The organism is Curtanaerobium respiraculi (assembly GCF_024609215.1).
Lineage (GTDB): Bacteria > Actinomycetota > Coriobacteriia > Coriobacteriales > Eggerthellaceae > Curtanaerobium > Curtanaerobium respiraculi.
On the sequence record NZ_JANIPD030000043.1, the window covers coordinates 54,969 to 73,982 of the forward strand.

At 65.7% G+C, this 19,014-nt stretch carries 22 protein-coding genes; all 22 read left to right on the forward strand.

Annotation, left to right across the window (positions count from 1 at the left end; all coding sequences use genetic code 11):
• Position 1 precedes the first annotated feature (1 nt).
• The 22 genes from NOV21_RS10590 to dprA all read left to right on the forward strand — a co-directional run bounded on the left by NOV21_RS10590 (position 2) and on the right by dprA (position 18,993).
• Positions 2 to 793 carry a segregation and condensation protein A gene (locus NOV21_RS10590; protein WP_283171023.1) on the forward strand — a complete coding sequence of 264 codons (792 nt, stop codon included), beginning with the start codon at positions 2 to 4 and terminating at the stop codon, positions 791 to 793.
• Between the two features lie 2 nt (positions 794 to 795).
• Positions 796 to 1,521 carry an SMC-Scp complex subunit ScpB gene (gene scpB / locus NOV21_RS10595; RefSeq protein ID WP_283171022.1) on the forward strand — a complete coding sequence of 242 codons (726 nt, stop codon included), beginning with the start codon at positions 796 to 798 and terminating at the stop codon, positions 1,519 to 1,521.
• Positions 1,521 to 2,270 (forward strand): pseudouridine synthase, encoded by a 750-nt coding sequence (locus NOV21_RS10600; protein WP_283171021.1) that lies wholly within the window; start codon positions 1,521 to 1,523, stop codon positions 2,268 to 2,270. The genes scpB and NOV21_RS10600 overlap by 1 nt, the downstream gene beginning before the upstream one ends.
• A 190-nt stretch (positions 2,271 to 2,460) precedes the next feature.
• Positions 2,461 to 3,786 (forward strand): 3-phosphoshikimate 1-carboxyvinyltransferase, encoded by a 1,326-nt coding sequence (aroA, locus tag NOV21_RS10605; RefSeq protein WP_283171020.1) that lies wholly within the window; start codon positions 2,461 to 2,463, stop codon positions 3,784 to 3,786.
• Positions 3,783 to 4,460: a (d)CMP kinase gene (cmk, locus tag NOV21_RS10610; RefSeq protein ID WP_283171019.1), complete on the forward strand. Its 678-nt coding sequence runs from the start codon at positions 3,783 to 3,785 to the stop codon at positions 4,458 to 4,460. Before aroA ends, cmk begins: the two co-directional genes overlap by 4 nt.
• Positions 4,454 to 5,245 (forward strand): lysophospholipid acyltransferase family protein, encoded by a 792-nt coding sequence (locus NOV21_RS10615; RefSeq protein ID WP_283171018.1) that lies wholly within the window; start codon positions 4,454 to 4,456, stop codon positions 5,243 to 5,245. Before cmk ends, NOV21_RS10615 begins: the two co-directional genes overlap by 7 nt.
• Positions 5,245 to 6,084 (forward strand): 4-hydroxy-3-methylbut-2-enyl diphosphate reductase, encoded by an 840-nt coding sequence (ispH, locus tag NOV21_RS10620; protein WP_283171017.1) that lies wholly within the window; start codon positions 5,245 to 5,247, stop codon positions 6,082 to 6,084. The genes NOV21_RS10615 and ispH overlap by 1 nt, the downstream gene beginning before the upstream one ends.
• A 14-nt stretch (positions 6,085 to 6,098) precedes the next feature.
• Complete coding sequence (gene der / locus NOV21_RS10625) at positions 6,099 to 7,412, forward strand: ribosome biogenesis GTPase Der (RefSeq protein ID WP_283171016.1); 1,314 nt, start codon at positions 6,099 to 6,101, stop codon at positions 7,410 to 7,412.
• Between the two features lie 2 nt (positions 7,413 to 7,414).
• On the forward strand, positions 7,415 to 8,050 hold the full coding sequence (gene plsY, locus NOV21_RS10630; protein ID WP_283171015.1) for a glycerol-3-phosphate 1-O-acyltransferase PlsY: 636 nt from the start codon (positions 7,415 to 7,417) through the stop codon (positions 8,048 to 8,050).
• Between the two features lie 37 nt (positions 8,051 to 8,087).
• Positions 8,088 to 9,092: an NAD(P)H-dependent glycerol-3-phosphate dehydrogenase gene (locus NOV21_RS10635; RefSeq protein ID WP_283171014.1), complete on the forward strand. Its 1,005-nt coding sequence runs from the start codon at positions 8,088 to 8,090 to the stop codon at positions 9,090 to 9,092.
• Entirely contained in the window at positions 9,085 to 9,561 is a 477-nt protein-coding gene (locus NOV21_RS10640; RefSeq protein WP_283171013.1) for a methylated-DNA--[protein]-cysteine S-methyltransferase, read from the forward strand. The genes NOV21_RS10635 and NOV21_RS10640 overlap by 8 nt, the downstream gene beginning before the upstream one ends.
• A 51-nt stretch (positions 9,562 to 9,612) precedes the next feature.
• Complete coding sequence (gene rpe / locus NOV21_RS10645) at positions 9,613 to 10,326, forward strand: ribulose-phosphate 3-epimerase (RefSeq protein WP_283171012.1); 714 nt, start codon at positions 9,613 to 9,615, stop codon at positions 10,324 to 10,326.
• A gap of 5 nt (positions 10,327 to 10,331) precedes the next feature.
• Entirely contained in the window at positions 10,332 to 11,534 is a 1,203-nt protein-coding gene (locus NOV21_RS10650) for a cysteine desulfurase family protein (RefSeq protein ID WP_283171011.1), read from the forward strand.
• 82 nt (positions 11,535 to 11,616) lie between these two features.
• On the forward strand, positions 11,617 to 12,474 hold the full coding sequence (locus tag NOV21_RS10655; RefSeq protein WP_283171010.1) for a Nif3-like dinuclear metal center hexameric protein: 858 nt from the start codon (positions 11,617 to 11,619) through the stop codon (positions 12,472 to 12,474).
• Between the two features lie 5 nt (positions 12,475 to 12,479).
• Complete coding sequence (locus NOV21_RS10660; protein ID WP_283171009.1) at positions 12,480 to 13,199, forward strand: zinc ribbon domain-containing protein; 720 nt, start codon at positions 12,480 to 12,482, stop codon at positions 13,197 to 13,199.
• Between the two features lie 84 nt (positions 13,200 to 13,283).
• A complete protein-coding gene (locus NOV21_RS10665; protein ID WP_283171008.1) occupies positions 13,284 to 13,973 on the forward strand; it encodes an AzlC family ABC transporter permease in 690 nt (229 codons plus the stop codon).
• Positions 13,970 to 14,293 (forward strand): AzlD domain-containing protein, encoded by a 324-nt coding sequence (locus NOV21_RS10670; protein WP_283171007.1) that lies wholly within the window; start codon positions 13,970 to 13,972, stop codon positions 14,291 to 14,293. The genes NOV21_RS10665 and NOV21_RS10670 overlap by 4 nt, the downstream gene beginning before the upstream one ends.
• 123 nt (positions 14,294 to 14,416) lie before the next feature.
• Positions 14,417 to 14,761, forward strand: coding sequence for a 50S ribosomal protein L19 (gene rplS / locus NOV21_RS10675; protein WP_283171006.1), 345 nt, complete (start codon positions 14,417 to 14,419; stop codon positions 14,759 to 14,761).
• A gap of 49 nt (positions 14,762 to 14,810) precedes the next feature.
• Complete coding sequence (rnhB, locus tag NOV21_RS10680; protein ID WP_283171005.1) at positions 14,811 to 15,599, forward strand: ribonuclease HII; 789 nt, start codon at positions 14,811 to 14,813, stop codon at positions 15,597 to 15,599.
• 336 nt (positions 15,600 to 15,935) lie between these two features.
• Complete coding sequence (locus tag NOV21_RS10685) at positions 15,936 to 16,499, forward strand: YraN family protein (RefSeq protein ID WP_283171004.1); 564 nt, start codon at positions 15,936 to 15,938, stop codon at positions 16,497 to 16,499.
• The gene (locus NOV21_RS10690) at positions 16,496 to 17,992 is read left to right on the forward strand and encodes a YifB family Mg chelatase-like AAA ATPase (RefSeq protein ID WP_283171003.1); all 1,497 of its coding nucleotides are present in this window, start codon (positions 16,496 to 16,498) and stop codon (positions 17,990 to 17,992) included. The genes NOV21_RS10685 and NOV21_RS10690 overlap by 4 nt, the downstream gene beginning before the upstream one ends.
• The gene (gene dprA, locus NOV21_RS10695) at positions 17,989 to 18,993 is read left to right on the forward strand and encodes a DNA-processing protein DprA (protein WP_283171002.1); all 1,005 of its coding nucleotides are present in this window, start codon (positions 17,989 to 17,991) and stop codon (positions 18,991 to 18,993) included. Before NOV21_RS10690 ends, dprA begins: the two co-directional genes overlap by 4 nt.
• Positions 18,994 to 19,014 lie beyond the last annotated feature (21 nt).

The window sequence follows — 19,014 nt, forward strand, 5'->3', positions numbered from 1 at the left end:
CGTGTCGTTCCGGGTTCGCACAGAGAATTTCGAAGGCCCCTTCGACCTGCTTCTCTATCTGGTCGGGCGGCAACGGGTCGATATCGGCTCGGTGAGCATTGCGGAGATCGCCGACCAGTACCTTGCGGAGATGTCGGCGATGCGCCTGTTCGACCTGGACGTTGCGAGCGATTTCCTGTTGGTGGCCTCCACATTGCTGGAGATCAAGGCAGCGAGCCTTCTGCCGAGCAGGGAGCATGCCGAGGAGGATGAAGAACTCGAGGAGCTCTCGCCGTCGGAGGCGCGCGACCAGCTGGTCCAACGCCTGATCCGCTATAAACAATTCAAGAACGCGGCGGCCGACCTCCGTGTGCGCGGCGAGGCGGAGGCGCGGCTCCATCGCCGCACGGTGGGGCCGGATGCGAGCCTCCTCTCCCTCGTTCCCGACTACCTCGAAGGCCAGACTGCGCATTCGATGGGATTCCTCGCCGCCCGGGTCCTGGGGCATGTGGACCCGTTCCTCCTCGACAGCGACCATATCGCGGCGAAGCCCATCCCGGTGGAGGTGCATGTGCGGGGCATCCACGCCCGGGTGCAGAGCGCCAAGCACCTCGCCTTCAGCTCGCTGGTCGGCGCGCGCACTCCCGCACCGCTCGTGGTCGTCTCCTTCCTGGCGGTACTTGAGCTATACAAGCGGGGGATGATAAGGCTTTCCCAGCCGGAACCCTTCGGGGATATCCAGCTGGACTATATCGAAGGTTCGGGGCCTCTTTCATTCGAGGGCGGCAATGCGATATCGAGCGCGGAGGAGTAGGGATGTTCGAAGGTTTGTCCGAAGCGGATCTCGCAGGCGCAATCGAGGCGATGCTCTTCGTCACCGACGCGCCGGTGAGCGCGATTACCATGGCGGACATGCTCCATGCCGATCCCGCTGACGTGCTGCAGGCGTGCTCCGATCTTCGCGAACGGTTGCTCGAGCAGGATGGCGGCATCATCCTCACCGAAGTCGCCGGCGGCTGGAGGCTGGCGACGAGTCCCCGGTACCACGGGCTCCTTGAAAGCTACGTGCTTTCGTGGGACACGCGCAAGCTCTCGCAAGCAGCGCTCGAGGTGCTCGCCATCGTCGCGTATGCCCAGCCTGTCACGCGCGGGGGCATCGCGAACGTCCGCGGCGTCAATTCCGATAGCTCGGTGAACTCATTGCTTGAAAAGGGCCTGATCAGGGAGGCGGGGCAAGCCGATTCCCCGGGAAACCCCATCCTCTACGCCACCTCGAAGGCGTTCCTGGAGAGATTCGGGCTGCGCTCGACTGCCGACCTGCCGCCCCTGGAGGAATTCGCCCCCGACGATCAGACGCGCGATATCATCCGGACGCGGCTCAGCGCGGCAAAGGGGTTTATCCCGCCCGTTCGGGACGAGCATGCCGAGGCGGGCGAAGACGCGGAGGCTCTCCCGATGCAGCGAGCGCTTTCCGACGCGCTCTCGACGGCCTCCGGCGTGGTGGATAAGATCGACTTCGACGATTTGGAGTTCGAGGAGTGATGGCCGAACCGATGCGCTTGCAGCGTTTCCTGTCCCGCGCCGGTTCGGGCCACAGCCGGCGCGATGCCGAGCGGCTCATCGCCGCCGGAAGGGTGGCGGTCAACGGCGCAATCGTCGATGCGATGGGCGTCAAGGTGGACCCCGACGTCGATGAGGTCGCCCTCGACGGGATCGTCCTCGCGCTGGACGCCCCGCTCGTCACGCTCGCCCTGCATAAGCCGACGGGCTTCCTCTCCGCCATGTCCGACGAGCGGAAGCACTGCGCGAGCGAGCTCGTGCCCGTCGCCGACTCCCCCAGCTTGGTGCACGTGGGCCGTCTGGATCTCAACACGAGCGGCCTGCTGCTGTTCACGACCGATGGCGACCTGTGCAACGGCCTGCTCCATCCGAGCAAGGAGGTTGCCAAGACCTACGTCGCGCACGTGCAGGGGGTACTCGACGGGCGTGCCCTCTCGATACTCAGGCGGGGCGTCCACATCGAGACGGAGCGGCACGACTACATCGCCTCGCCGGCCGAGGTGGAGGTCCGCTCGCACGGGCGGCGTTCCTCCGTGCTCGAGATAACGATACACGAGGGCCATTACCATCAGGTGCGCGACATGTGCAAAACCATCGGGCATCCGGTCACCGCGCTGCAGAGGATACGGTTCGGCCCGGTCGAATTGGGCGATTTGGAGCCGGGGGGATGGCGGATGCTCACGGAGCGCGAGGTATCCGCCCTCCACGACGCCGCTGGCATCGCCCGATGACGGTGGCGGGGGCGGGCCGCGTTGCCGCGTTCCGCCGCCGGGGGAGCCTGCGCATCCCCGAGCGCGGGCCCGCGGTGCGCGTCCTTCGTCCATCCCCCATTCCGCATGATAAAATGAGCCTGGTTGCAATGACGGCCAGCCTATCACCCCGTTGCCTTGCTGCCGTCCCCTGCGTCCGAAGGAGCACGTCGTGGAAACTTCGTCCTGTACACAGATCAACCCTCTGCCCCATGCGTTGAACGGGTCCATTCGCGTCCCGGGCGACAAATCCATCTCCCATCGCGCCGTGCTCTTCAGCGCGATGGCGCAAGGGACCTCGCGCATCTCCGGCGTCCTCGACTCGGACGACGTGCGCAGGAGCATCACCGCCATCCAGCAGCTCGGCGCGGAGGTCGCGCTCGAGAAGCAGCTTGACGGAAGCCTTTCGGGAGGAATCACCGGGTGGGGGTCCGACGGGCCCGTGCAGCCCGCCGATCCCATCGATTGCGGGAACTCGGGCACGACTGCGCGGCTGCTCATGGGGGCGCTGGCCCCATGGCCCATACGCGTCACGCTCACCGGGGACGAGTCCCTGCGCAAGCGCCCGATGAGGCGGATAACGGCGCCCTTGATGAAGATGGGGGCGTCGTTCGACCCTGCGGGGAAGGAGCATCTGCCCATCACCGAGATCGGCTCGCGCGAGCTCAAGCCATTGAAATACGATTCCCCGATGGCATCGGCGCAGCTGAAGACCGCGGTCCTGCTCGCCGGCCTGGGCGCCCACGGCACCACGACGATCAACGAGCCTGCGATCTCGCGCAACCACACCGAGCTCATGCTCCCGGAGTTCGGCGCGATAACCACGGCGAGCGACCGGACCGCAAGCGTCGCCGGACCTTGCACGCTCCGCGCCTGCGAGATCCGCGTTCCGGGCGACCCGAGCAGCGCGGCCTTCATCGTCTGCGCGGCGCTGATGAGGAAAGGGAGCGCGGTGCAGATCGAGAACGTTTCCCTCAATCCCGCACGGATCGGATTCACGCGCACGCTCGAGCGCATGGGTGCGAGCGTGTCCATCAAGCGCACGGGGAAAGCGGGCAAGGAGCCTTTCGGGATCATCGGCGCCTGCTATGGCGGCGACCTGGTCGGGTGCGAGATCCCGCCCCAGTACATCGCGAGCGTCATCGACGAGATCCCCGTGCTTTCTCTGGTCGCCGCCCATGCTCGGGGTGTGACGGTGTTCCGCCAGACGGGCGAGCTGCGGGTGAAGGAAACCGACCGTCTCGAGGCGACCGTCGAGGGGCTCGACCGGCTGGGCATCTCCTCATGGACCCACGGAGACGATTTCTTTGTGGAGGGCGACCCCGATTTCACCGTCCCCGACAACGTGGTCTTCGATTCCCATAACGATCATCGCCTGGCTATGACCTGGGCGCTTGCCGGATTGTGCCATGATACGCCCGTCTTGGTGAATGACTTCGACTGCGTTACTATCAGCTTTCCCGGTTTTTTGAAAACGATGGAGGAGCTTGCTCGATGATAATTGCGATTGACGGACCTTCGGGTGCGGGAAAGTCGACGGTTTCGAAGGCCGTGGCGCAGCGTTTGGGGTTTGCGAGTTTGGACACGGGCGCGATGTACCGCGCCGTCGCATGGCGGGCGCTGCAGGATGGCGTCTCGCTCGATGACGGGGCCGCGCTCGGGGCGGTGGCCCGCACGCATGAGATCGCATTCGCCGTTCCCAAGGGGCCGGGCCTGCCGCAGCGCGTGAGCATCGGCAGCGCCGACGTCACCGACGCCATCCGCACCGCAGCTATCGATCGAGCGGTGTCCTCGGTCTCATCCCATCCGGAAGTGCGCGAGGCCCTGACGCGGCAGCAGCAGCGCATCGGGCGCTCCGGGAACTACGTGGTCGAAGGACGCGACATCGGAACGGTGGTGTTCCCCGATGCCGAGGTGAAGGTGTTCCTCACAGCAAGCGACGAGGAGCGCGCGCGGCGCCGCGTCGAGCAGAACAGGCAGCGCGGAATCGGCAGCATCGATTTGGCCGAGGTCCTCGAGGACCTCAAGCAGCGCGACGACCGCGACTCCTCCCGTTCGGCCGCCCCCCTGCGCGCCGCGGGCGATGCGCTGATCGTGGACTCGAGCGAGATGCCCGCCGACGAGGTCGTCGATCAGATCTGCGCCATGGCGCAAGGGGCCGCCGCATGCTAGCACCGGAGGAGATGTTCGACCGTCCCATCGGCGGCGAGAACAAGGAGAACGAGATCCCCCACTGGTGCGGCAACATCCTCTGGATCCTCGTGACGCTCGTGCAGAAGATCATCACGCGCTATCGCGTGCACGGAATCGAGAACGTCAGGAACCTGCAGGGGGTTTCCGGGGGCGTGGTCGCCGCAACGCACCATTCGTTCCTCGACGTCTCGTTCATATGGTGCGCGATCCGCCCCACCCAATGGGGCCGCATGATGGCGCGGGACACATTGTTCAAGAAGAATCGGCTCATCGCCCAGCTCATGGCGCGGTGCGCCGCCTTCCCCGTGACGCGGGACTCCGCCGATCGCACGGCGATAAAGCGCGCGGCGGGCATGCTGAGGAACAAGGAGATCGTATGCATCTTCCCCGAGGGCACGCGCCGCGGGAAAACGGACACGCCGCCCACGCTGCACGCCGGCGCCGCGCTGATCGCCCGCATGGGCAAGGCGCCCCTGATCCCCGCCTGCGCGCGCAACTCCGACAAGGTGAAGGAGAAGGGCCGGCTCTTCTTCCGGTGGCCCACGGTCCACGTGTTCTTCGGTAAGCCGGTGTTTGTGAAATGGTTCGACTTCCTTCCCAAGGAGGAGCGGCTCGAGGCATGCGTGTGGTACGTTATGCGCGAATCCTTCGCCCTGCAGGAAGGCTGCGCCCCGGAAGACGTCGATATGGCGGCGCTCTTCCCCGACTCCAAGGACTACGCTCCCGTGTTCGCCGGGCGCATGCTGGGGGAGGGGCAGGTCTGATGAACATCGTGAAAGCCGATTGCGCGGGAGCCTGCTATGGCGTGCAGCGCGCTTTGAACCTGGCCATGGAGGCGTCGGAATCCGCCGGCAGCGTCCAGACGCTCGGACCGCTGATCCACAACCCCCAAGTCGTCGCCCGCCTGCAACGGCGGGGCGTCACCGTCGCCGACGGCCCGGACGATGTCACCGCCGATAGCGTCATCATCCGCAGCCATGGAGTGACGCCGCAGGTGAAAGCGCAGGTGGATGGAAAGGGCTGCTCGGTCGTGGATGCGACGTGCCCGCATGTGCTGCGCGCGCAGAATGCCGCGCACGAGCTTGCCCGCGCGGGGCGGACCGTCATCGTCGTCGGGGAGCGAAGCCATCCGGAGGTCGAGGGGCTCAGGGCCTGGGCCGAGGCGGCCGGGCGGGGCAGGGTGCTCGTCGTCGCCTCGGCAGACGACCTTCCCGAGCGCATCGACGAGCCCGTCGGCGTCGTCGTGCAAACCACGCAGCGCAGGGCGGTGCTGAACGAGGTGCTTGCAGCCCTGCGCAATCGCGGCATCGACCCCGAGGTCCAGGACACGATATGCAACGCCACGCGCGACCGCCAGCAGGCGGCGGAGGACCTCGCCCGCACGGTGGACGCGATGGTGGTTATCGGCGGCCACAACAGCTCGAACACCACCAGGCTCTACGAGATCTGCGCCGCCGCCGCTCCGAAGGCCTTCCATATCGAAACCCCCGACGAGCTCAAGCGCGAAGATTTCAAGGGGGTCTCGTCGGTTGGCATCACGGCCGGGGCCTCCACCCCCGAAGATATGATAGATTCTGTCATCGCTCAATTGGAACGTTGGTAATTAAGAAGGTAGCCATGGCCCATCATCTTGTGGCGGTCGTCGGACGTCCGAATGTGGGGAAATCCACGTTCGTGAACCGCATCTCCGGGAACGACGATGCCATCGTCCATCATATGCGCGGCGTCACGCGCGATCGCAGCTATCACGAGGCAGATTGGAACGGACGCGATTTCACCCTGATCGACACCGGCGGCATCGAGATGGGCGGCGACGACCGCTTCCAATCCTCCATACGGGGGCAGGCGTTCGAAGCGGCCCAGGAATGCGACGTCATCATCTTCCTCGTCGATGGCAAGACCGGCATCAATGCGGATGACGAGGCAGTCGCGCGCATCCTGCGCAAAGGCGGCACCCCGGTGCTCCTTGCCGTCAACAAGCTCGACAACCCCGCCGACCAGAGCGCAGCGTACGAGTTCTACAGCCTGGGGCTGGGCGATCCCTGGCCGATCAGCTCCATCCACGGGATCGGGACCGGAGACCTGCTCGACGCCCTGGTGGCCGAGCTGGACCAGATCCCCTTGCGCGACGAGGACGACGGGGACGAGGTCAACGTGGCGATCATCGGGCGGCCGAACGCTGGGAAGAGCAGCCTTCTGAACATGCTCTCCGGCGACGAGCGCTCGATCGTCTCGGACGTGTCGGGGACCACGCGCGACGCCATCGACACGGTGGTGCGCCACGATGGGAAGGCCTATCGGCTGGTGGACACCGCCGGCATGCGGCGGAAGAGCCAGATCGACCACAGCGTCGAATACTACGGGTTCGTCCGCAGCATGCGCGCCATCGACCGCGCCGATGTCGCGCTCCTGATCATCGATGGCACGCTCGGCGTGACGGATCAGGACCAGCGCGTCGCCGGGATCGCTGCGGAGAAGGGCTGCGCCATCGTCACGGTGCTGAACAAGTGGGACGCGGTCGAGGGACCGGACGCGAAGCAGGCCGTCCGCGACCAAGTGGAGGAGAAGCTGCATTTCATCGGCTATGCGCCGGTCATCGCCGTGTCCGCTCTGACGGGGAAGAACACCGGCAAGATATGGGAGCATATCGACACGGCGTTCGAGGGATACAGCCGCACGGTGTCCACCAACGCACTCAACACCTGGTTGGGCGATCTGCGGGAGTTCGGCCATACGATCAGCCGGGGCAAGAAGCAGCTGAAGCTGAAATTCGTCACGCAAACCGCCGGGAGGCCGCCTCAGTTCACCTTCTTCGCCAACCATCCCGAGATCGTGACCGACCAGTACGAGAGGTACCTCGAGGGGCGCCTGCGCCAGCGATTCGACTTCACGGGCACTCCGATCCGGATCAAATTCAAGCGGAGGGACTGATCTTGCTTCCCCACATTGCGCTCATCGCCGCGGCTGCAATCGCATTCGTCCTCGGCTCGATTCCGAATGGGATCGTCGTGGGGAAGCTGTTCTACCATACCGACATAAGGACGGTGGGGTCGGGCAACATCGGCACGACCAACGCGATCCGCGCCCTGGGGAAGAAGGGCGGGTACGCGGTGTTCGCCCTGGATTTCCTCAAGGGCGTCCTTTCGGGCGCGGTGGCTTGGCTGATCGCGGGCGCGGCGCTCGCTGACGGAGATGGCGGTCTGACGGTTGGGGATTTCCTCGCCGTCGCGTTCGCTTGCTGCATCTGGGGGCATATCTTCTGTCCTTGGCTCGGCTTCAAGGGCGGCAAGGGCATCGCCGTCGCCGTCGGCTGCCTGTTCGCCACATTCGGGCCGGTGGGGGCCCTGCTCGAGCTCGCCTCCTTCATCGTCGTCGTTATGCTGACCAAGTACGTCTCAGCGGGCTCGCTCGCCGCCGCGGCGCTCTGCCCCCTCTTCGCGGCTTATTATTTCTGGGGCGACCTGCCGGCGTGGATCCTCTGCACGGCGGCGGCGCTCACAGTGGTATGGGCGCATCGGGAGAACCTCTCGCGGCTCATCTCCCGCACGGAAAGGAAAATCGGACAGTAGGGTTGTTGTTCGCATGATTGCGGAATAGGTGGTTGGAATGAAAATCGGAATCATCGGCGCGGGTTCGTGGGGCACGGCGCTTGCCCAGCTCCTTGGGCGGCAAGGGCATAACGTCCTCATATGGGCCCGTCGACCGGACGTGGTGTCGTCCATCAACTGCGACCACGTGAACCCACGGTACTTCTCCGATATCGAGCTCTCGCGCAATGTCGTGGCGACGGTCGCGTACGAGGATTGCCTGGCGAATGCCAGCGCAGTCGCTGTCGTCACCCCCTCGAACCTGCTGCGCGGCACGGCGCGCGCGCTGGCGCGGTGCACGCCCTCGGACATCCCGGTTGTCATCTGCAGCAAGGGCATCGAGGCGAAGAGCGGCTTTCTAGCGACGCAGATCTTCGAGCAGGAGATGGGCGATGCCGACCGATTTGCCGTGCTCTCCGGCCCGAACCACGCCGAGGAGGTCATATCGGGGGAGTACAGCGCGAGCGTGATCGCCAGCACAAGCTCCGAGGTCGCGTCATTTTTGCAGGAGGTCTTCGCCGCCCCGCATTTTCGAACGTATGCCAGCACCGACGTGGTCGGTGTGGAGGTGTGCGCCGCAGCCAAGAACGTCATGGCGATCGCGGTGGGCTTGAGCTACGGGCTCGGCATGGGCGATAACACGGCGGCCCTTCTCATGACGCGCGGGCTCGCCGAGATGAGCCGCCTCACCAATGCGTTGGGAGGGGAAGCGATAACGTGCATGGGGCTTGCGGGCATGGGGGACCTCGTTGTCACCTGCACCTCGCAGCACTCCCGCAACCGCCGGTTCGGGGAGATGATCGCCCGCGGCGGAACGCTCAAGGAGTTCCAGGATGAGACGCATATGGTGGTCGAAGGCGCCTTGGCGGCGCAGACGATTCTGCCCCTCGCGGAAAGGGTGGGCGTCGAGCTTCCCATCGCCCAGGTCGTGCACGACGTCATCTGGGAGGGCGCGGATCCGCAGGAGGCGGGGGAAGCCCTGGCTTCCCGCCCCTTGAACCGGGAGTTCTACGGCCTTGAGTAGGGAAGCGCCCTCGTATTATTCCTACCCCACGTCGATAGGGGTGCTCACCATCTCCTGCCGGGAGGGGGCGGTCTCACGCGTATCCTTCGGCGCACGCGAGCCCGCCGAAGGTGAGCGCCGCCCGTCCGAGCTCAGCAACCGGGCCGTCAACCAGATCCACGAGTACCTCTCCGGGAAGCGCAAGGTGTTCGATATCCCCATGCAGGCGCGGGGAACCGAATTCCAACGGGCTGTTTGGCGCTGCATCGCGGCGATTCCCTACGGGCAGACGCGTTCGTACGCCGACGTGGCGGCCTCCATTGGCAGGCCGACGGCGTTCCGCGCCGTCGGCCTCGCATGCAACGCCAATCCGCTGCCCCTCCTCGTCCCCTGCCATCGCGTGGTGGGCAGCAACGGCAGCCTCACCGGCTATGCAGGCGGTGTGGAACTCAAGCGGTTGCTGCTCGCATTGGAGCAGCGCTCCTCCTAAAACGGCTACAATCGAGGCTACAACCGCATACGAGCGAGAAGAAAGGCCTCCGTGTTCGATCGCATACGCATTTCGCCCTCCATACTTTCGTCCGATTTCATGAATCTCGAGCGAGAGGTTCGAAGCTGCGAGGAGGCGGGGGCCGACTGGCTGCACGTCGACGTCATGGACGGCCATTTCGTGCCGAATCTCACCATCGGCGTCCCGGTGGAAAGCCAGCTCGCCTCCATCGCGCGCATCCCGTTGGACGTCCATTTGATGATCTCGAACCCCTTGGTGCAGCTCCCGTGGTTCCTCACGTGCAAGCCCGCCGTGGTCACCGTCCATTGGGAGGCACTGGGCCGCGATGGCGCATCGGCCGTGGACGATGCGCGCGAGGTGGTGCGCATCGTCCACGAGGCAGGGTCGAAGGCCGGCATCGCGCTGAAGCCGGATACCCCCGTGGACGTTCTGGCCCCCACGATCGACGCATGGGACATGGTGCTGGTCATGAGCGTGTTCCCTGGATTCTCCGGGCAAAGCTACATCCCGGAAAGCGCTGAGCGCGTCGGGCGGGTCGCCGCTCTGGCGCGGGCGGCGGGTACAGCCCCCCTCATCCAAGTCGACGGGGGGATGAACGCGACGACGGCGGCGTACGTTGGAGCGCAGGGCGCGGACGTCATCGTCGCCGGAAACGGGATTTTCAAGGCGGATGACCGGGCGGCGGCCATCGAGGGCATCAGATGTTCCGCCGAGCGATCCCGCTCTGCGGCGAAGGAAGCGTGACTGCGATGGAGAAGGGCCGGATCTACCTGGATTGGGCGGCCACGGCACCCTTATGCCCCGAAGCAGCCGCTGCCATGCTCCCGTTCCAGACCGTCGAGGGCAACATCGCGGTGAACGCGAACGCGAACAGCCTGCATATGGAAGGCAGGACGGCGTTCGCCGCCATGGAGGACGCCCGGGCGCAGCTTGCACGCTGCGTGGGGGCGCGGCCTGATGAAATCGTCTTCACGAGCGGGGCGACCGAATCCGACAACGAGGCGATCTTCGGGCTCGCCCTCGCAGCGAGGGCGAGCCGCGCCCAAGCTGGGAAACCTGTCGAGCATCCGCGCATCGTCACATGCAGCATCGAGCACGATGCCGTCCTGAACGCCGCCCTGTCGTTGGAGCGGTTCGGCTTTGCGGTGGACGTCCTCCCGGTCGACGGCGGCGGGTTCGTGTCGCTCGACGACGTTCGGGAGGCGCTCGGGCCGGAGACGGTGCTCGTGAGCATCATGATGGCGAACAACGAGGTGGGCAGCATCCAGCCCGTTGCCGACATCGCGAAGGCTGCGAAGGCGTGCGGGGCGCTGGTGCACACCGACGCGACGCAGGCTCTGGGGAAACTCCCCGTCGATTTCCGCGGGCTCGGCGTCGATGCGCTGAGCCTGTCCTCCCATAAGATCGGAGGGCCGAAGGGGGTGGGCGCACTCGTGCTGAGGTCGGGTGCGCCGTTCACGCCCCTCATGAGCGGCGGGGGCCAGGAGGGCGGCAGGCGGGGCGGCACCCAGAACGTCGTCGGCATGGTCGGGTTCGCCGCCGCCGCACGGGCGGTCGCCTCAGATTCCAACCAGGTGAGACGGGAATCAGCTCGCCTGATGGCGCTGCGCGATAAACTGTACGAGCGCCTGGCGGCCTTTCCGCAGGTGCGTCCGACGGTCGACTGCCCTGCCGGATCTGAGGGGTTCCTCCCCAACATCGTCAACGTGTGCGTGCGCGGCCTGGAGAGCGAGACGCTGATCTTGCGCTTCGACCACCTCGGCGTTGCCGTGTCCGGGGGAAGCGCCTGCAGCTCCCATTCGCTTGAGCCGAGCCGCGTCCTGAAGGCGTTGGGGATCGATCGCGACACGGCGCTGTGCAGTCTGCGATTCAGCTTGGGCCGGGGGACGATCGAAGCCGAAATCGACCGGGCGCTCGAACTCTTCGAACGGGTCATCGCCTGGCAGGCGTGAGGTTCTCCGGGAAAGGCGGAAAGGGATGCAAGCATCGAATCCAGAGATCCCTTGCAGGATTCCAAATCAATGCGGATCGGAGATGCGGGCCGATAGCGCCCCCGAGGGGCGATCCGGGATCGCCGGCTGGACGGTCGGCGCGCTTGAGGCCGTTTTGCTGAGGCGGTTCCCCTCCGATGAGGCGGAGGAGTGGGATCGGACCGGCCTTCTGGTGGGGGATCCCTCCAGTCCCGCCGCGGGTGTCGCCGTCGCCCTCGACGCGACCGTCCGAGCCGTCCGCAGTGCCGTGCGGCTCGGGGCGAACGTCCTGGTGACGCATCATCCGGCATACCTCGATCCGCCTGCGCGCATCTCCCCGGCGGGTCCCGGCGCATTCGGCCCGGGCACCGTCGTCTGGGAGGCGGTCCGCACAGGGGTCGCCCTGATGAACTTCCACACCGCCCTCGATGCGAGCGAGGAGGCGGCGGCCGTCCTGCCGGGGATGCTGGGGTTGGAACTGCGCGGCATCGTCGACGTCCGCGTGCCTCGCAACGGCCACGGATACGGGCAGCTCTGCGACATCCCCGCAGCTGCGGGCATGACTGCCGGCGAACTAGCCGCTCGCGCGCTTCGCGTGTTCGGCAGGCAACCGCGGATATGGGGCGATGCGGAGGCGCGCATCCGCACGGCCGTGACGTGCACGGGATCCCAGTCGGGACTTGCCCGCATCTGCGTGGCCAGCGGCTACGATGCGCTCGTCTGCGGGGAGGTGCGCTACCACGATGCCCTCGACGCCGCAGAGGCCGGGCTCGTCATCGTGGAGCTGGGGCATGATGTGAGCGAGTTGCCCCTGTGCGGCGTCCTCGCATCCTCCCTTCGCGATGCGGGCTTTCCGGAGAGCGCGATCGCGGTGCTCGATCAGAATTCGAACTGGGCCACACCGGATCTTTTGAGAAAGTAGGCGGCATGGAAGCCACTCCCGAACAGATTTCCCTCCTCCAGCAGCTTCAAGAGCACGACCGCCGGAGGCTCCGCGCGAAGCTCGCATTGGAGAATTTGCCGCAGCCGGCGAAGATCGCGGCCGTCCGGTCGAAGAGGGAGGCGGTTCAGGCGAAATTCGACCAGATAGAGACGTTGAGGCAACGGCAAGACGAAGCGTTGGAGCATATCGGCGACGAGGACGCCCAGCTCGTCGAGCGCCAGAAGGAGACGCAGGCGAAGATCGACGAGCTTCAGGGCGACTATCGAAGCGTCAACTCGCTCACGCGCGACCTCGAGGGCATCGCGAAGCGCCGTGAAACGCTCGAGTTCGAGTCGACGAACATCATGGGCAAGCTCGATGAGATCTCCGTCCTTGCGTCGAAGGTCGCCGCGGCGCTCGAGCAGCTTTCCGCGCAGGAGGCGAAGCTTTCGGATTCCTACGGCGAGAAGGCCGTTGAATTGAAGCGCATCATGGAGGATGAGGGCCAAGCCGCCTTGCGCGTCGCCTCCGACCTGCCGCGCAACCTTCTTGCATGGTATCGCGATGCCGCACGGCTCCATGGCGGCATCGGGATCGCGCTGCTCGAGGAAGGCAGGTGCGGGGCGTGCAGGAACGTCATCGAGGAGAATCGCCTGCTCCAAATCAGGCGCGAGGCGCCGCTGTCCACCTGCCCGCATTGCGGGCGGATCCTCATCGTCGAATAGGGCGGGGAGGCGGGCCGATTCACCTGTCGGAAATTCTTTGGAGCCGATTCCCCGCGGCGGGGGAACGGCTACAATGCATGAGCTATGGCATCCAGAAAGCAACAAGCCTCCCGGGCGCTCCGCGTCGCATTGCCGGTCATGGCCGGCTATGTCGGCATAGGGATCCCCTGCGGGATCATGGAGCATCAGATCGGCATGGATGCGCTGATGGCCTTCGTGGTGAGCATGACCTTCTACTCGGGTGCCGGCCAGTTCATGGTTCCCAGCATGTGGCTCGCCGGCCAGCCGATCGGCGCGATCGTCGCCAGCGTCTCGTTCGTCAACACGCGGCAAATCCTCTATTCCGCCGCGTTCTCGCGCTTCTTCACCCACGTCAGGAAGCGGGCGACCCTGCTCTTCAGCGGCACGGTGACCGATGAGTCGTTCGGCGTCAACATGGCTAAATTCCAAGAGGATTCCGGGTGGTCGGCCGCCGAATCGACGATGGTGAACGTCATGTGCATGACGACGTGGGCGCTCGCCAACGCGATCGGGGTGCTCGTGGGCGGGGCCATCGCCATCCCCACCGCGATCGCGTCGTTCGCCATGACGTCGATCTTCATCTGCCTGCTCGCCGCGCAGAAGGCGAGCGCGGTCAACATCGTGGTGATCATCGTCTCCGCTCTCGGCGTTTTCATGTGCAAGAGCATCGGCCTGGCCGGCCCCGCGATCCTGTTGGGCGCGATCGCGGGCGTCGTCGCCGGATTGGCGTTCAAGGCGGTGCGCGCCTCATGAGCACGGCCGATTTCCTCGTGGTGTACGGGCTCTCGTTCCTCACCATGCTCGCCTGCCGGTGCCTGCCGATCTTCGTGTTGAAGGGCCGCGAGCTCTCGCAGGGGGTCCAGGATGCGCTCAACCTCATCCCGCCCGCCGCGTTCGCTGCCCTGGTCGCCAACGACCTCCTCTCTCCCGGCATGCTCGATGCGGGCCTGTGGCCCGGGCTGCTCCCGCTTGTCGCCGCCGCCATCGTGCTCGCGGTCGCCCGCACGACGAAATCGCTCATCTGGTGCGCGCTCACGGGCGTTGTCGCCTACGCCTTGCTTCTCATGCTGTAGGTTGCCACTGTTCCTCCACAATCGGTTGTTCTCCTTGCAGGAGCGAACGGAGGGCGTTATACTTCTCAATCGCGTCAAATACGAAGCCCGCCCGGTTTCGGATCGATTATAGAAGGAACGAAGATGGACATCATTCGCGCTATCGAACAGCAGCAGATCAAGCAGGACCTCCCTGATTTCAATGTGGGCGACACGGTGAAGGTCCACTACCGCATCACCGAGGGCAACCGCGAGCGTATCCAGGTGTTCCAGGGCGATGTCATCAGGCGTCATGGCGCGAGCAACCGCGAGACCTTCACGGTGCGCAAGATCAGCTTCAACGTGGGGGTTGAGCGCACCTTCCCGGTACATAGCCCCAAAATCGACAAGGTCGAGGTGACTCGCCGCGGCGATGTCCGCCGCGCGAAGCTGTACTACCTGCGCGACAAGGTGGGCAAGGCCGCGAAAATCAAGGAAAAGGCGTTTTAAGCCGATTTCAGGGGCCCGCACGGGCCCTTCTTTTTTGGAGCGACCTCCGATGGCGAAGAACTTCCAAACCGCTGCCGACATCATCGCACGCCTTAGAGCGGCCGACGCCGACGAGCTGGCCGTGCTGGAACGCACGGTGCGGGCCGACACGCGCAAGACGGTGCAGGGCGCCCTGCGGACGGCGCGCAAACGCATCGATGCGCAGAGGGCCGAGGCGGCCCGTCTCGACGCCATGTACGAGACGCAGGAGCGGATCGCGGATGGGCGCGTGGCCGTCGGGCTGGACGAAGTCGGGCGCGGTCCCCTCGCCGGGCCGCTCACCGTGGGCGCGGTCATCCTCCCCCTGGATCCCCGCATCCAGGGCATACACGACTCGAAGCAGCTTTCCGCGGAGGCCCGCGAGGAATGCGCCGCGCGGATCAGGCTCGAAGCGGCGGCATACGCCATCGTCCACATCCCCCCGCGCGATATCGACGAGTTCGGCATGACCGCCTGCCTCAAAACCGCCTTTTCTCGGGCGGTGCGGGAAATCGAGGCGCAGGGAATCATCCCCGATGTGGTGCTCCTGGACGGAAACCCCCTCCGTTTCGACCCGAGGGAAGTCAACGTCGTCAAGGGCGATGCGACCTGCGCGAGCATCGGTGCCGCCAGCATCATCGCCAAGGTCGAGCGGGACGCCCTCATGGTGCGCTTCGCAAGCGAGTACCCCGGATACGGGTTCGAACGCAACAAAGGCTACGGTTCCGAGGAGCACCAGGCTGCCATCCGCGAGCATGGCCTCACCCCCATCCACCGACGCTCGTTCTGTACCTCGTTTCTTCAAGATGCCCTATTCTAGGGAACCGCTGGTGAATTCCGCCAGCCCGGGGACGGTATGCTGGCGTCGGAGGGGCTCGATCCCCGTTCGCGCACGCCTGCGCTCGCTCGGCTTCCGCCGCTTTGGCACTCAGCCCGCCGTCCCCGGCCAAGGTGGAATTCATTGGTGCTTCCCTAGCGGTGCGGCCGCTCCTCATGGTTGCGGCGAGGCGCGTCCTTCGGCAGCTCGTCCGATGCCTGTCGCGGTATGATCCTGCGATTGCCCCGCTATCGGCGCGCGAGTGGCGCGGGTACGCCATCCCGCATCATTCGGTGACCGTGCTCGGGTAAGGTCCATCCCTGATGAAAGGGGAAGACCATGAATCCATCTTCAATCGCCGTCAACATCGATCAGACCATCCAGGCGGGCTTCGTCGCGAACGGAGGAAGGCATCTTAGGGATGCGACCGGATCGCATCAGGTCGGCGTCACGTTCGAGGATGAGGGCTCGGGGGGAGCGGACGGGCGCCCGCCGTTCTTCAAAGTCGATGACTCCAGCCCCGGGCGGCATAACAGCGAGCTCGGCGAGAAGGGGGAGGATGCCGCTGCGGCGTTTCTCGTCCATGAAGGGTACAGCATCCTCGAGCGCAACTGGCGCTGCCGATACGGGGAGGCGGACATCATCGCCTTCGACGGGGCTGCCCTTCATTTCATCGAGGTCAAAACGCGGCTGTCCGAAGAGCGGGGCTTTCCCGCCGAGGCGGTCGATGCGCGCAAGAGAAGGCGCTACGAGATACTGGTGGAGGTCTACCTGCGCGACCACGACATCCCCGTTGACGTGGGCATCGAATTCGGCATCATCTCCATCATCGTGACCGGTTCTAATTCTGCTTTCCTGCGGTTCCATCGGAACGCCTTCGCGAGTGACGGCTTCCGGCGATGAGGGAATGCACGGTGCAGAGCGCCACCATCGTGGGGGTAGATGCGGTGCCCGTGAACGTGGAGGTGGCCATCACCCAGGGCATACCGGGCATTTCGATCGTCGGCATGCCGGACGCTGCGATACAGGAGGCGCGCGAGCGCATACGGGCTGCCATCCGCGCATGCGGCTTCGATATGCCGCGAGGAAAGGTCGTCGTCAACCTGTCTCCGAGCTTTATCAGGAAAACGGGCTCGGGATTCGACCTTCCCATCGCCGTAGCGATACTCGCCGCCAGCCAGCAGGTCCCCCGTGCGTTCGCGGAGGGGAACCTGATCGTGGGGGAGCTTTCGCTCGAAGGGAGCTGCAAGCCGGTGCGGGGAATGCTCGCGTACCTGCTATGCGCCGCACAGCAGGGAAGGGGGCTCATCTGCCCGCCCAGCGGGGAGGACCTGGCATCGTGGTGCGATATCCCGATACGAACGGCGCACACGTTGACGGCGTTTTCGGATGGCGGTTTCGAGGACCCCCTCGTTTCTGACGAGCCTCCCGCAACCGAACTGCTCGATTTCGCCGATGTGGGAGGCCATGCCACGGCGAAGCGCGCATTGCAGATAGCGGCTACGGGGAACCACGGCGTTCTGCTCATGGGGCCTCCCGGTTCGGGAAAGAGCATGCTCGCCTCGCGGCTCCCCAGCATACTGCCTCCGCTGACTGAGCGCGAACGGCTCGAAACCGCCCGCATCCACTCGATCGTCGGAGAGGACCTCTCGGGAATCTTCCTCGGCAGGCGGCCGTTCAGGGCACCCCATCATTCCTCCACGATGGTCGGCCTGATCGGGGGAGGGAATCCGGTGAGGCCGGGGGAGATCTCCCTCGCGCACAACGGGGTCCTCTTCCTCGACGAGCTGGCGGAGTTCTCCCCAGCGGTGCTCCAATCCATCCGCCAGCCCCTCGAGCAAGGGTCTATCTCGATCACCCGCGCGACGGGCACCGTCTCGATGCCGGCGAGGTTCATGCTCGTGGCGGCGAGCAATCCCTGCCCCTGCGGGTACTATGGGGATTCGAAGGTCGCCTGCACCTGCAGCGCCACGCAGGTGAGCGCTTACCAAAACCGCATCGGCGGTCCCTTGATCGACCGGATCGACATATGCCTCGACGTCTGGCGCGGCGATTTCGACGAGGTGGTCGGGGGCGGTATGGGCCTTGGCTCGTCGGCGATGCGGGAGGGCGTGCAGATGGGCCGCTCGTTCGCATTCCAGCGCGCCAGCCATCAAGGCTTCAAGCGGGCCTCCTCCCCGCACGAGATGATGGCGCTCTGCGGCATGGATGATCCCACGACGAGGTACTTCAAAAGCATGGCGGAAGCATATCTGCTTTCCGGGCGGGGGATCATGCGCGTGCTGGGCGTCGCCCGCACGATCGCGGACATGGAGGAGAGCATGCGCGTCGGGCAGGCGCACATCGCCGAGGCGTTGAACCTCAGGGTTCGCTCGTCGGTGGGAGGAGCGGCATGAGCGCGTCGCTTGAGCCCACAGTCGAGGAGGGGCGGGCGCAGCAAGCCCGTCTGGGTTACCGGCCGTATAACGGCCCGAAGCTCGAGGGTCCGCGTGCGGAGATCGCCGTCGACGACGATCGGTACCCTCCATCCCTGGGATTCGTGCGCAACCCTCCTTCCACGCTGTACTGCATCGGGGATCCAGCGGCGCTGGCCGAGGGGCTTGCCGTCGTCGGCGCGCGCCGAGCAACGCCCTATGGAAGGGCCTGCGCGGAGAAATTCGCGTCCATCGCCGCCCAGCACGGCATAGCGATCATCTCGGGGGGAGCGCGGGGGTGCGATGGCGTCGCGCATCGGGCCGCGCTGGCCTGCGGCACGCCCACGGTCGCGATCCTGGGCGGGGGGTGCGACCAAATCTACCCCGCCAGCCATTACCGGTTGTTCCAGCAAATCGTCGATGCGGGGGGCGTCGTCGTGTCGGAGCGCGAGTGGTCGTTCCCGGCCCTCCCCTATACATTCCGCGAGAGGAACCGGTTGATCGCCGGGCTGGCGCGCGCGGTGCTCATCGTCGAGGCAGGATTGCCGTCGGGGACGTTCAGCACGGCGGACGAGGCGCTTGCGGCGAACAGGGATGTGCTGGTCGTCCCCGGGGCCATCACGAGCCCGACGTCGGCCGGCTCCAACCAGCTGATGCATCAAGGCGCCTATCCCGTGGTGAGCGGGGAGGCGTTCGAGGATGCGCTCAGTAGGATCTTCCCCATCGCGGAGCAGGAGGCCCCCTCGGGCACAGGGGATCCGTACGCGCGTTTCACCGATGTTCCCGAACGACGGCGCGACGTCCTGCTCGAAGCGCTTCTGGCGGATCCCATGCGCATGGACGACATCCTCAGGACCGTGCCCCCGCTTCTCCCGCATGAGGAGGAGCCCGTGGCGCATATCAACGTCCACCTGGCTGAGTTGGAGCGGGACAAGCTGATTGCACGCTATCCCGATGGTCGTTACGGTCCCTGCAAGGCGTAGTGGAAGAGGTTTGCTATAGTA